Origin of the sequence: Streptomyces sp. LaPpAH-108, from assembly GCF_000373625.1 — a bacterium.
Taxonomy (GTDB): domain Bacteria; phylum Actinomycetota; class Actinomycetes; order Streptomycetales; family Streptomycetaceae; genus Streptomyces.
The window spans coordinates 46,025-58,872 of record NZ_KB891999.1 but is presented as its reverse complement, the minus strand read 5'-3'; the positions used below and the strand labels follow the sequence as shown (position 1 = coordinate 58,872).

Genomic DNA, 12,848 nt, shown 5'->3' with positions numbered 1-12,848 from the left:
CGCTACGCCAGCGACAGGAACAGCTTCTCCAGCCGCGCCCGCATCGCCGCCGTGTCCTCCCCGCTCTTCCGTCCCTCCTCAACATCGGTCAGACACTGCTGCAGGCCCGTCGCGATGATCGCGAAACCGGCGCGGTCCAACGCCCGTGAAGCGGCGGCCAGTTGGGTGACGACCTCCTCGCAGTCGCGGCCCTCCTCGATCATCCGGATCACGCCGGAGATCTGGCCCTGCGCCCGCCGTAGCCGGTTCAGCACGGACTTCAAGTTCGCGCCCTCAAGCTCCAGTTCCACGCTCACTCCTCGAAAAATACCCCTAGGGGTACTCTACGTCCCGGTTCGGGACGGTGACGACCCGCACACCGACAAGGATCACATCCGCCATGACCACGCCCCGCACCCTCGGCATCGACCAGGCCCGCGCCCGCCTCGAAGAACTCATCGTGATCGACGTCCGTACTCCCGCGGAGTACGCCTCAGGGCACCTCCCCGGCGCCCTCAACATCCCCCTGGACCGGCTCCGCCACGCCCTGCCCGACCTCCGCCACGCCGCTGACCGGGGCGACCTCCTCATGGTGTGCGCCTCCGGCGCCCGCTCGGCGAACGCCGCCCAGACCCTCGTGGACCAGGGCATCCCGGCGGCCACCCTCACCGGCGGCACCCGTGCCTGGGCGACCGCCGGACACGACCTGCACCACCCCACCACCCGCGACCCCCGCACGGCCTGGACCATGGAACGACAGGTCCGCCTCACCGCCGGCGCCCTCGTCCTCCTGGGCCTCCTCCTCGGCCTCCTCGTCCACCCCGCCTTCCAGCTCCTCTCCGCGGCCGTCGCAGGCGGCCTCGTCCTCTCCGCCCTGACCGACACCTGCGGCATGGCCACCCTGCTCGCCAAACTCCCCCACAACCGCCCCCACCCGACGGACCTCACGACGACACTCGCCGCACTGCGCCACCGCTGACCGCTCCCTGCCGCGCGGCTCGCGCCCCATTCGGTGGCCTGACGTTCGTCGGATGCCCATAGGGTGCGGTCATGGACGAGGTCGCGTGGTTCGAGGCGATCCTTGCGCGCCCCTTGGCTCGCTGAGAGTGGCGAGCGGGGGGCGCTGACCGTCTGATGCCCGCAGTGTCCGCCTGGCGGCAGGCCACCTCGGCCTCGGACTCGACTCGGTCATCGAGGTCTCCTCCGCCGCAGCGGTCGCCTGGCGGTTCTCCGCCCGGCGCCCCACCGCCGACGCACCGCGCGACATCGGTCTCCGCGCACCCGGTGGGAGAAAGCCCCACCGCGACGGTGCGAGGTGTGGGGGACGTACCCCTCAACCGCGACGTCACCGCGCCCTAACCTCACCGTCGTCACCTCTGCGCGCGCTCGGCTTCGAGGAAGAGGTCATCGTGAGGAGAACTTCCGTAAGAGGCAAGGTGGTTCGCCGGTTCGGCGTGCTGGCGTCCCTGGTTCTGCTGGCGGGCATGAGCCAAGTCCCCGGGGCCGGGGCGAGTCCGGACCGGGCCGGGCGTCCGGCGACGGTGCCCGTGTGCGGTGGGCTGGACGGTCTGGTGATCCCCGCATCCGTCATGAGCCTGCCGACCGGCGGAGGCCGCGTCGAGTCGGCCACGGTCAGGACCGGCCTCGTCAGCGGCGAGACGATCACGTACTGCCAGGTCGACGCCGACCTCTTTCCCGTCGACCCGGCCGCGCCCGCCATCACGATGCGCGTGGACCTGCCGTACGACTGGAACGGCAAGGCCCTGATGTTCGGCGGGGGCGGCTACAACGGCACCATCCCCGACCTCACGGGTGACGTGCCGTTCGGCCCCACCGGTCAACCGGCCCCCCTGGCGCGGCGATACGCGACGTTCGCCAGTGACTCGGGGCACCGGCAGAGCCCGACGGCGCCTCCGTCGCTGGACGGGTCGTTCGGCGTGAACGACGAGGCCCTGAGCAACTTCGCCGCCGGTGACGCGCTCAAGAAGACACGCGACGCGAGCCTGTTCCTGGTCCGGCACGCCTACGGGGCGCGGCCCGCCGAGGTCTACTTCGCGGGCGGCTCGACCGGCGGCCGGGAAGCCCTCGTCGTCGCGCAGCGGTGGCCGACCGCGTTCGACGGCGTGATCTCCGCCTTCCCCGCCTGGAACAACCTCAGCGAGATGCTGTACGTGGGGTACCTGGCCCAACTCCTGTCCCGCCCCGGCGCCTTCCCCGGAGTCGACCAGCAGACGCTCCTGTACGACAGGGTCGTCCAGGCGTGCGACGGGCTGGACGGCGTCAAGGACAACGTCGTCTCGAATCCGGGAAGTTGTCACTTCGACCCCCGCACGCTGCGCTGCCCGAAGGGCACCGATGCCGGACCGACCTGCCTGTCGGACGCGCAGATCAGGGCCGTGACGGCCATGTCGGCGCCGTTCAGATGGCCGTACCGGATCGCCAGCGGTGAGAAGGAATACCCCGGCTTCCCGTTCCTCGCGGGGGCGGACATGCGGACCCCGTTCCTCGGGTTCGGCACCAGCGCACCGGCCAACCCCATGCCGGTGACGAGCGGTTACGGCATGCAGTTCTGGGACCAATGGGTCAAGTACTTCCTGACCCGCGACCTCGGGCACAACCCCCTCGCCGTCGATCCCCGTAACCCCGGCACGTGGCTCGCGCGGATCAGCCGTCTGTCCACGATCCAGGACCGCAACGACACGGACCTCGGCCCGTTCGCCCGCGCCGGTGGCAAGCTGATCCTGCTCCACGGCGCGGCGGACGAACTCGTCTCCCCGTACTCGACGACCGACTACTACCAGCGCGTCCGCGCGACCCTGGGCGCCGGGCCGACCCACGCGTTCCTGCGGTACTACGTCGTGCCCGGGGCGAACCACGCGAACTTCGGCACCCCCGCGTTCGCCGCCGCCACGGACTCGCTCTCCGCCCTTGAGTACTGGGTCGAAAAGGACGAGCCGCCCGTCGGCCAGGTCGTGTCCGACGCCCTCCACCACCGCACGCGCCCCTTGTGCGCGTACCCGGGCTGGCCCAGGTACCGCGCCGGTGACCCGGACACCGCGTCGAGTTTCGTGTGCGCGCACTGAGGCTGTCCGGAGGCGTCGTCCGGCAGCCGAGGCCCCGCCAACTCCGCGCCGTGGAGGCCGTACAGCCGTACGGACCGTGAGTGTTAGCGTGTTCATGGTCAGACAGTCGGGGGAGTGACGATGGGTTCGGACGGCTATCAGGTCAAGGCGGGCATGACCGGCCAGGCCAAGCAACTCGACGACGCGGGCACGGACATGGACGGCGTCGGCTCGGCCGTCCGCTCGCGCACGCGTTACTCGTACGACGACGCCGGGGGCCATGACGCCGCCGACGCGCTGAACGCGTTCGTCACGGCGTGGGAGGCGGAGGCCAAGGCACTGGCGTCGGCGCTGCACGAACTCGGTGACAAGGTGGAGTTGAGCAAGAAGACCTACCACGGCACCGACGGCCAGGTGCGGGCGCACGCCGACAGCGTTCCCTCCGGCGGCGCGAGCGGCCTCACCGACACCTCGACAGGGGGCGGCCGTACGTCCGTCCTCTCCAGCTACTGAGCGACGGGCCGATGTCCTTCTTCTCCTCCCCCTTCGACTCGCCCTCCCTCCGCCTCGAATGGCTCGCGGGGCTGTCCAAGAAGCTGCTCGGCGCCGGGACCAAGAACGAAGTGCTCGACCTCATCGACGAAGCCCTCTCGGTGCCCGAACCGGGCGGCGACCAGGGTGTGTTGGAGGGCCTGGCGGCGCTCTACCGCGGCCAGGTCGACCCGGTCGGCGGCGTCTTCGACCAGGTCGACCGAGTGGGCCGCAAGGGTCTCCCGGAGGTGTGGGTCGGCGACACGAGCGTCCTCGCCTCCGACGTGGTGAACGCCGCCGGGCGGTCGGTGACCCGGATGAGCGAGGCGTTCCAGGGGTGCGCGACCGTCCTGCTGACCCTCGCCGACGCGATCGGCGCCGCCCAGCTCAAGGACGAGCAGGGGCGCGGGCAGTTGCGGGAGCAGAAGAAGATGCTGGGCGGCAAGGACGGCTTCTTCGACAACCTGCACGAGAACGACGAGGAGGAGTGGGACCGCAAGAACGCCGCCCACTTCGGCTCCTCCGCGGTCGACCTGATGCACGACGCCGTGGCCGACGCCCAGGAGGCCACCCGCGTCGCGGCCCGTGACCTGAACAAGTGGGCCTCCGAGGCGCGCGCCGGGAAGATGGAGACCAGCGAACTCACCGCCGTCGACAAGCTGATGCTCGCCGACACCGGTGTCGCGGGCGCCGACGCCGACCTGAACGAGATCCTGACGGCGGGCGACCTCTCGCGCGCCTCGGCCCGCATGGACCTGCTGAGCCTGGACGACGAGACGGCCATGGAACGGATGCTGGCCAAGTCCGACAGCCCGCAGGAACGGGCCTATCTGATGAAGGCCCTGGCGGCAGGGCACAGCGTCACCGAGATCGAGCAGTTCCAGGCCAAGATCCACGGCAAGGACCCCGCCTGGCTGCGCCGCCACCTCACCCCGGTGGTCACCGCCTCGGACAGCATGAAGGACGAGGGCCTGGCACCGGACGGCTCGAACAACAACAAGGACTTCGTCACGTTCGACGGCCAGCGGTGGATCCAGGGCGGCGACGGCTCCGAGGGCACCTGCGTGGCCTCGTCCACCGTCACGTCCCGCGCGATGGTCGACCCCGTGTACGCGCTCGGCCTCACCGGCGGCCCCGACGGACAGCAGGACGACCCCGATGCCTTCCGGCAGCGTCTGGTGGCCGAACAGCACCGGCTGCACACCGAGGGCGACGGCGGCGAGAACTGGGGCGGCATGGGGCCCGAGGGACAGGAACGGATCAACGACACCCATGTCGGCAGCGCCACCGGCACCGACTACTCGCGTCAGGACCTGAACAGCGCCGCCGACCGCAGGGCGGTCCTCACCGACGTCGAGAAGTCGGTGGCCGAGGGGCGGCCGGTGCCGGTCGACGTCTCGGGCAAGGAGGGCGCCCACGCGATGACCATCATCGCCCAGGAGGGTGACATGCTTCAGGTGTACAACCCCTGGGGCGAGACCACCTGGGTCAGCGAGGACGACTTCATCAACGGCCACATGGGCAAGGCTTCCAACAGTGATCTCCCCAACGCGTACAGCGTCTATCTTCCGCAGTAGCCGAGGCGGTGCCGTGCTCGCGACGGCCGCGCTGCTCGCGCTCGCCACGGGCTGCGGCTCGGGCGACGGCTCGACGGGCACGTCCAGCACCACGAGCCGGACGACCAGCCTCTCGGTGAAGGACACCAGCATCAGCGCCGAGCCGGGCGAACGCTTCACGCTCACCGTCGACCAGAACGCCTCCACCCGCGAGTACTGGTACCTGGTCGATCCCCGGCCCGACAGCTCGGTGCTGGTCAGCCGGGGGCGTGCGGCGGACTCCGGCGACGGGACGACGGCGCCCGGCTCCGGTCACCGGCTCACCTTCACCTTCGAGGCCAAGGCCAAGGGGACCACCCGGTTCACGCTGCTGCACTGCACGTTCACCACCTGTCAGGGCAACACCTCTACGAAGCCCCCGGCAACGACCGGAGCCTCGGCCGAGCCGTCCGCGACGACCGGAGCCTCCGCCGCTCCGGCCCCCGAGCGCATCACCTACACCGTCACCGTCCGATGAGCCGAGGCCCCGCCGTGAACGCCCCCACCCCGCACCCGCCGAACCGCACGGACGACGAGCTGGCCCGGCTCGACATCACCGGTCTCCTGCGCGACGGCCTCACCGCCGAGCCCGGCCCCCGGCGCACCGCCCTGTTCGGCGACGGCGCTGCCGCTGCCGCCGTCCTCCTCGACCGCCTCGGCACCGAGCCCCGCTCGGTCGCCTTCCTCGCCGACACCGTCCGCGCCGGGGGACTCGCCCGCGCCGCGGACCTGCCCGAGCCCCTGCCCCGCCGACCGGCCGCCGACCTCGTACGGCAGTGGCTGCGGGCCGCCACCGACCTCGGCGGCGGCATCACCACCGACGACACCACGGCCACCTGGCTGCACGCCGTCGCGACGATCATCGAGCTGAAGCAGCGGGCCCGGGCGGGCAGCGCCTGACGCGGGCGGTGGCAGCCCGGCGCTCAAGGAGCCGAGCCGCCGCGCCCGACGGCCCGGGGGCCGCTACCGCGACGCGGACCCCTGCGGCGAGCGCAGCACGAGCAGCGTGATCTCGCTCGGCGCGAAGACGCGGAACGGCGGGCCCCAGAAGCCCGTGCCCCGGCTCGTGTAGAGGAGGGTGCGGGGGCCGTGGTGGGTGAGACCGGCGAGCGCGGGCTGGTCGAGGCGGACCAGGTGGTGGAAGGGCCAGATCTGGCCGCCGTGGGTGTGGCCGGAGAGCTGGAGGTCGATGCCGTGCTCCGCCGCGCGGTCGACGAACTTGGGCTGGTGGGCGAGGAGGAGGACGGGCAGGTCGGGGTCGGCGCCGTCCAGGGCGTCGCCGAGGTCGGCGCGGTGGCCCGTCAGCCCTGAGGACTCGGCGGTGACGTCGTCCACACCGGCGACCACGAGGGTGTCACCGCCGCGTTCGAGCAGCAGATGGCGGTTGCGCAGCGGCTCCCAGCCCAGTTCGTCCATCAGGTCGACCCAGCCCTGGGCCTCGCTGTAGTACTCGTGGTTGCCGGTGACGTACACCCGGGCCCGCGTCGCCCGGACGGTGCCCAGCGGGGCGGCCTGGGCGCGGCGGCGTTCGGCCGTGCCGTCCGCGATGTCGCCGGTGTGGCAGACCAGGTCCGCCTCCAGGGTGTTCACCGTCTCGCAGACCCGGGCCGACCAGCGGGCGCGGTCGAGCGGGCCGTAGTGGGTGTCGGTGATCAGGGCGACCCGGGTGCCGTCCAACCCGGCGCCCAGACGCGGGAGTTCCACGTCGAGTCGGCGTACGCGGGGCACGCGGCGGGCCTCGGCGTACCCCCAGCCGAGCAGGACGGCGGCGGTGCCGAGGACGGCCCAGGCGACGATGCGCGCCCGGTCCTGTCCGTCGCCGACGCCCGCGACGGTCAGGGCGAGCCTCAGCAGCACGCCGAGCAGCACGGACCAGGTGAACAGGACCCAGCCGGCCCCCAGCAGAGTGTCACCGATGATCGCCGCCCCGTCCCGCTGGCGCCGTCCGTGGCCGCGTGCCATCGCGAGCGGCATACCGATCAGGCCGAGGACGAACAGCGCGGTGCCGGTCACCGTGACGGGCAGCGGCCAGTGCTGGCCGCCGTACAGGAGGACCCAGCAGGGTACGGCCCACAGCAGGACGGGGGCGATCAGGGGGAGGTAGCGGATCAGGCGGTGCAGTCCGCTCTGCCGCGCCGCTTTCGCCTCACCCTCCGTGGGCCGGGTGTCGCTGATGTCGGTCACGCTTCCCTCCCTGACCGGGCTGCCGTCCCGCGCACTGTATCCGGTCGCCTTCGCGGCGGCCGGACCGGTGTGCGCCGGGCAACGGAGGCTCGCGGGTCAGGTGGCTCCCGGTGGGGACGGTGCGGCGAGGTACCCCTCGATCAGCCGGGTGAGTTCGTCCACGATCGACTCGCGGTCGATGGGCGGCGGATCGAGGACGTAGCCGACCGTCACGGACTCGATGGTGCGCACGAGGATCCAGGCCGCAGAGCGCACCGGCATCGCGGCCGGGCGGCGCTGGAAGAGGAGAGCGGTGGTCACGAGGTCGTCGATGCGGCGGACGAACTCGGCCCGCTGCGGGTTGGCGCTGCGCGGCAGCTGCTCGTAGACCACGCGGAGCAGACCGGCGTCGCCCTCCAGGGCGTCCAGCAGGGCCCCGATCGTGCTGCGGACGCTGTCGGTGGCGTCGAGGTGGGACACGAACGCGTCGGTGATGCGAAGGTGCAGCCGCTCCACGTAGCGGTCGAGCACCCGGTCCAGGATCGCCTCCTTGTCCGGGAAGTACTGGTACAGCGACCCCGGGCTGATCCCGGCCCGGGCGGCGATCCGGCTGGTGCTGGTGCGCTCGTACCCCCGCTCCATGAGGACCTCGCGACCGGCCGCGAGGATTCTTTCGACCATGGCACGGGACCGGTCCTGCCGGGGTGTCCGTCTGGCCGCGCGCTGCGGTGAGCCCAAGGTCATGTCCGCTCCGGAAACGCGAATTGAACGCGAGTAATCGCTCGTGTCAGCATCAAAACGTGACTCCACTGCACGCACAAGACGAGCGGGAGACCTCTCCGTATCCGCGCCGTTTCCGCGGCGCGCCGGAGCGCAGCCTCCGCATGGGCAGGGTGCTGCGGCGCGTGGCGGGCGTCGATCAGGTGGACGAGGAACTGCTCGACCTGATCGGGCGGCGGATGTACGCCCGCGACGAGGTGGGGGCGGCCCTGGTCCGCGCGATGCGCAAGGACGGCGCTGCTGACGCCGGACGCGTCACCATGGCCCAGTTCAAGAAGGCGCTGGACGACGGAGTCCGGTCCGTACCCGACGCCCCGCCCGCCCTGCCGCGCTTCTTCGCGGTGGTCGACGAGGTGCCGGACTGGGTCGACTTCGACCTCCTGGAGCGGGGCGCCGGGGTGGTACGGCGGATGGGGCGCACCGCGACCGACGTCCTGCTCCAGCTCTCCCTGATCGGCGGCTACCGGTACGGCGGCCCCGCCGATCTGCTCGTCGCCACCGGCGGGTTGTCGGGTGCGCACGCCATGAGGCGGCTCGGCGAGACCGAGACCTGGACGCGTGCGGTGGTCGAGCCGGGCGGGATGCGACGCGACGGGGAGGGCTTCCGGCTCACGGTCCACGTGCGCGCGATGCACGCCCTGATCAACGACCGCTTCGAGACCAACGGCCGCTGGGACACCGCCCGTTGGGGCCTCCCCATCAACCAGTCCGACCAGGCCGGCACCCTGGGCCTGTTCAACAGCACCCTCCTCCTGGGCGCCCGCCTCCTCGGCCGGCCCGTGAGCGCGGCGGACTCCCGCGCCGTCATGCACCTGTGGAAGTACGTCGGCCTGCTCCTCGGCGTCCACGAGGACTGGCTCTTCGACACGGAACGCGAGCAGAACGTCTTCAACTACCACGTCCTCCTCGCCCAGGACGGCCAGACCCCGGCGGGCGCGGCCCTGTCAGCGGCGATCGTCGACGGAGAACGCCACCTGGACCACGGCCGCCTGACCTCCCTCCGCGCCCGCTACGCCCACGCCCGCCTCCTGAGCATGCTGCGGTACTTCCTCGGCAAGCGGAGCCTGGAAGACCTGCGCCTTCCCGTCACGCTCCCGTGGGTGGTCCCGGCCGTGGTCGCGAAGAACCTTGCCGCGTCGCTCGTCGTGGGCAGCTCCGAGTACGGACGCCGCTACCTCGACCGCACCGGGATGGAGTTCCGCCGCAAACGCGCCCGGATGCTCTTCGAGGGGGCGCGCGAGCAGGTCGGGGCGCTGCCTCTCTGAGGAGATCAGGAGGGGGCCGTAGCCCCCGAGGTCAGACGCGGACCTCGTAGACGATGTTGAACGGAGTCTGTGCCGCCCGGCGGAAACGGGTCAGACCGGCCTCCGACGCGACCTGGCGGGTGCGCTCCTCGCCCGCCTGGGCGCCCAGGGCACGGCCGACCTCCTGGGACTGCGAGGCCGGCGTGCAGATCAGCGACGAGGCGCTGTAGAACGTGCGGCCGAGCGGGGTGAGGTTCTCCTCCAGCCGGTCGCCCGCGAACGGCTCCACGAGCATGATGCTGCCGCCCTCGGCCAGCTGCTCCCTGCTGCGCGCCAAGGCGCCGACCGGGTCGCCCATGTCGTGCAGGCAGTCGAAGAACGCGATCAGTTCGTACGGGCCACCGGCGAAGTCCTTGGCCCCGGCCACCTCGAACGAGACCCGGTCCCCGACACCGGTCTCCGCGGCCAGCTCCCGGGCCGCGTCGACGGACGGACCGTGATGGTCGAAGCCGGTCACCAGCGCGTCCGGGAACGCCTCGCCGATCATCACGGTGGAGTGGCCCCGTCCACAGCCCACGTCGGCCGCCCTGCCACCGGTGCGCAGCTTCTCCACCACGCCGGTCAGCGCAGGCAGCCACTCGTCCACCAGGTGTGCCGCGTAGCCCGGACGGAAGAAGCGGGCCGTCCCCGTGAACAGGTCCGGGTGGTGTTCGTGCCAGCCGACGCCGTGGCCGTCCCGGAAGGCGCGCTCCAGCCTGTCCTGTTCCTCGGCCGAGCCGCACGACAGGAACGACTGGTATCCGCCCAGGGCGAAGGCAGGGCTGTTCTCGTCGGCGAAGACCGCGCTCTGCTCCGGTGACATGCGGAAGCGGTCGTCACCCTCGTAGGTGAGGAATCCGCCGGCGGCCATCGCGGCCAGCCATTCGCGGACGTTGCGCTCGGTGGTACGGGTGCGCTCCGCGAGCTGCCCCGGCGTGACGGCCTCGCCGTCCGCGAGGGCCCGGAAGAGCCCCAGCCGCTCCCCGAGCAGGACCAGGGGCGCCGCCGCGACCGCGCCCAGATCGGCCACGACCTTCCCGAGCAGTTCGTTCAGCTTCGCTTCATCCACGGTGCTCATGTCGACCGACACGCCCACACCTCCGCTCGATCCGGCCACCTCGGCCCCCTGGGAGATAGTCGCGCAAAACACCGCAGATCGCAGCGGGGGTCGAGCAAAGCCCGAAAGCGCGCCGCTGTACAGTGACGGATGCCCTTGACCTGCACAAAGCAGGCAGGGAGCCGTCTTTCAGGAGTCAAGAATGCTGCGCACGATGTTCAAGTCGAAGATCTAGCGTTTGGGTGTTTTGGCAGGTCGGGGCCCTGATTGCCGCGTCCAGGTCAGCAAACGGTCAGCATGAGACGGGACTGTGTCCCGCCTTGCTGACCTGAACTTGTAGCGGGGGCCTGCTGCGCCGCCCGGCGCCTCGCCCGGACGGCTTGATTCGTGGCTCGTCAGCTCGCCCGTGGGATGGGGTCGTTCTTCGAGGAGTGCGGTTGTTCCAGGCCGACTCGTTGCCCGCACCCGTACACAATTCGGTTCCGGGATGCTCTTGGCAAGCAGCGAGAAGAGGTTGGCTACGACACGCAGGATGACGCGATCGAGCACCTCACGCAGATCTACGCGGAGAAAAAGACAACGGCACCATCCGTTGCCGAGGTTCGCCGCGAACTTGGTCAGCAGACGATCGCGGAATATACGAAGCAGTGGCGGCCTCATCAGCGCGAGATGGCGGAGTACTCGACGGGATGGCACGTGGACGGCTCCATCAACGTGCACATCATTCCTATCGTGGTTGAGCGCTTCTTGGACGAGTTGGAGACGGACGGTGTGGGGCGCGGGAAACCAGGTGAACATCTTCCGTGTCCTCAAGGCGATCCTCCAGGACGCATACGGTAAGGGCGCCATGGCGGATGATCCTGTGAAGGAATTCCAGGAACCGGAGTACGTTCGCGAGAAGGTGGTCATCCCATCGCTCGCCTATGCCAAGAAGGCGCTGACTGTCGCTGACGAATATCTCGCGCTTGAGATCGTCATGATGGTGGGCTGCGGTTTGCGGACGGGGAAACCCGGGCGGTGAACATCAATGTGGTGGCGGACGACGTCTATCGGGTGCACGAGCAGATCCACTCCAACACGCACAAGCCGGCGAAGCTGAAGCACCGCAAGGCAGGGGAGTTCCGGGAGGTCCCTCTGCCGCGCTCCGTGAAGGAAGCGATGGAGCGGCACCACGAAGGAGGGTTATCTCCTGCGCGGTCTGAGCGGGTACTACACGGAGCCGATGGAACGCCGGCGTGTGCAGAGGCTCTTCAAGGACCTCCAGCGGAGGATGGTGTCGGAACGTACGGCTTCCGTCACTATTTCGCCCCGAACGCGCTCGGGAACGGCATACCGATCACCGATGTGGCGGAGTGGATGGGCCACAAGTCGATCGAGGAGACCTATCGCACGTACCGGCATCTGATGCCGGACAGCATCATCAAGGCCGCCCGCATCCTGGATGCCGGTCTGTGGGAAGCCGCCTGAAGGGACTACGGCTGACGGCAGGTTTTTCGTTTGCTGGTGGTACGGCTTGTGCGATTCAGCGGCCAGGGAAACGAGGGCTGGGCCAGTGATAGGTGGAATGTTGGCCCGTGTACGGTCCGGATCTTGGTCTCGACTGATTTGGTCAAACCACCCGGGGGAGAGGATCTACCTCTCGAGGACTCAGTGCCAACGAAGGGGACTCACTGCCTCAGAGCGTCTGGCGGCAGCTAAACATGGCCTACCGCTCGCGAAACGCTGAGTAAACCCTGCGGACGCCAGGGCAACCCAAATCCCAAGGGGAGCAGCGCCTTGGGGTCCAAGCACCCCCCCGCGAGCACAGGGACGACCTTCCCGCGATCAAGGAGGCGCACAAGCTGCTCGAGCAACCCCCGCGAGCGCGGGGACGACGCCCGGCACCCGGGCGAGGGACAGGGAGTGCGGGAGCAACCCCCGCGAGCGCGGGGACGACCCTGCGTGCCGGGCGGACACGGACGGCAGCCAGGAGCAACCCCCGCGAGCGCGGGGACGACGCGCCGGACTCGCGCAGGTCGGCCATCATCGGCGAGCAACCCCCGCGAGCGCGGGGACGACGTGGGCGGCGGCCTCGGTACGGCTGCCGTAGGGGAGCAACCCCCGCGAGCGCGGGGACGACGCCACGTCCGACCTGTGCGCACTGGCGTGGCTGGAGCAACCCCCGCGAGCGCGGGGACGACGCCCCGGCGGTGGTCTGCGCGATCGGCAACGTCGAGCAACCCCCGCGAGCGCGGGGACGACATCGTGCCGTGCGCCGGGCGGTAGAAGGCCGGGGAGCAACCCCCCGCGAGCGCGGGGACGACGGCCACGTCCATCACCCCTGCCCTGGCCGGCAGGAGCAACCCCCGCGAGCGCGGGGACGACAACCACACCGAAATCCAGTTGGAGTAGGGGGAGG

At 70.6% G+C, this 12,848-nt stretch carries 13 protein-coding genes and 1 CRISPR repeat array (1 of these 14 cut by a window edge); of the genes, 9 read left to right on the top strand and 4 right to left on the bottom strand.

Annotated elements, in window-relative coordinates; translation table 11 throughout:
- Positions 1 to 2: 2 nt before the first annotated feature.
- Positions 3 to 290: a metal-sensitive transcriptional regulator gene (locus tag B079_RS0129050; RefSeq protein WP_018549369.1), complete on the bottom strand. Its 288-nt coding sequence runs from the start codon at positions 288 to 290 to the stop codon at positions 3 to 5.
- An 89-nt stretch (positions 291 to 379) separates the two neighbouring features.
- Here B079_RS0129050 and B079_RS0129045 point away from each other — a divergent pair, with 89 nt between their 5' ends.
- From B079_RS0129045 to B079_RS0129020, 6 genes are all read left to right on the top strand, one after another.
- A complete protein-coding gene (locus tag B079_RS0129045) occupies positions 380 to 958 on the top strand; it encodes a rhodanese-like domain-containing protein (RefSeq protein WP_018549368.1) in 579 nt (192 codons plus the stop codon).
- A gap of 505 nt (positions 959 to 1,463) precedes the next feature.
- Positions 1,464 to 3,062, top strand: coding sequence for a tannase/feruloyl esterase family alpha/beta hydrolase (locus B079_RS0129040; protein WP_037802279.1), 1,599 nt, complete (start codon positions 1,464 to 1,466; stop codon positions 3,060 to 3,062).
- 120 nt (positions 3,063 to 3,182) lie between these two features.
- Positions 3,183 to 3,554 carry a hypothetical protein gene (locus B079_RS0129035; RefSeq protein WP_018549366.1) on the top strand — a complete coding sequence of 124 codons (372 nt, stop codon included), beginning with the start codon at positions 3,183 to 3,185 and terminating at the stop codon, positions 3,552 to 3,554.
- Between the two features lie 11 nt (positions 3,555 to 3,565).
- Positions 3,566 to 5,149, top strand: a complete 1,584-nt coding sequence (locus tag B079_RS0129030) for a hypothetical protein (RefSeq protein WP_018549365.1) — start codon at positions 3,566 to 3,568, stop codon at positions 5,147 to 5,149.
- Between the two features lie 13 nt (positions 5,150 to 5,162).
- Entirely contained in the window at positions 5,163 to 5,645 is a 483-nt protein-coding gene (locus B079_RS0129025; RefSeq protein ID WP_018549364.1) for a protease inhibitor I42 family protein, read from the top strand.
- Positions 5,642 to 6,067, top strand: a complete 426-nt coding sequence (locus tag B079_RS0129020) for a hypothetical protein (RefSeq protein ID WP_234016895.1) — start codon at positions 5,642 to 5,644, stop codon at positions 6,065 to 6,067. Before B079_RS0129025 ends, B079_RS0129020 begins: the two co-directional genes overlap by 4 nt.
- Positions 6,068 to 6,130: 63 nt before the next feature.
- On the opposite strand, the gene B079_RS0129015 is transcribed toward B079_RS0129020, so the two are convergent.
- Together B079_RS0129015 and B079_RS0129010 are read right to left on the bottom strand one after the other, a co-directional pair.
- Positions 6,131 to 7,351, bottom strand: a complete 1,221-nt coding sequence (locus tag B079_RS0129015) for a metallophosphoesterase (RefSeq protein WP_018549362.1) — start codon at positions 7,349 to 7,351, stop codon at positions 6,131 to 6,133.
- A gap of 96 nt (positions 7,352 to 7,447) precedes the next feature.
- Entirely contained in the window at positions 7,448 to 8,011 is a 564-nt protein-coding gene (locus tag B079_RS0129010; protein ID WP_018549361.1) for a TetR/AcrR family transcriptional regulator, read from the bottom strand.
- Positions 8,012 to 8,130: 119 nt separating this feature from the next.
- Between B079_RS0129010 and B079_RS0129005 the strand changes: the two genes are divergently transcribed.
- Entirely contained in the window at positions 8,131 to 9,375 is a 1,245-nt protein-coding gene (locus B079_RS0129005; RefSeq protein ID WP_037802251.1) for an oxygenase MpaB family protein, read from the top strand.
- A 31-nt stretch (positions 9,376 to 9,406) separates the two neighbouring features.
- Here the strand turns inward: B079_RS0129005 and B079_RS0129000 are convergent, their stop codons facing one another.
- Entirely contained in the window at positions 9,407 to 10,483 is a 1,077-nt protein-coding gene (locus B079_RS0129000; protein ID WP_018549359.1) for a methyltransferase domain-containing protein, read from the bottom strand.
- 757 nt (positions 10,484 to 11,240) lie between these two features.
- Here B079_RS0129000 and B079_RS34430 point away from each other — a divergent pair.
- Together B079_RS34430 and B079_RS34425 are read left to right on the top strand one after the other, a co-directional pair.
- Positions 11,241 to 11,471, top strand: coding sequence for a hypothetical protein (locus tag B079_RS34430; protein ID WP_018549358.1), 231 nt, complete (start codon positions 11,241 to 11,243; stop codon positions 11,469 to 11,471).
- On the top strand, positions 11,468 to 11,917 hold the full coding sequence (locus B079_RS34425) for a tyrosine-type recombinase/integrase (RefSeq protein WP_158685061.1): 450 nt from the start codon (positions 11,468 to 11,470) through the stop codon (positions 11,915 to 11,917). The genes B079_RS34430 and B079_RS34425 overlap by 4 nt, the downstream gene beginning before the upstream one ends.
- A 380-nt stretch (positions 11,918 to 12,297) precedes the next feature.
- Positions 12,298 to 12,848: direct repeats of the CRISPR family, unit length 28 nt; unit sequence GAGCAACCCCCGCGAGCGCGGGGACGAC (it continues 1,063 nt past the right edge of the window).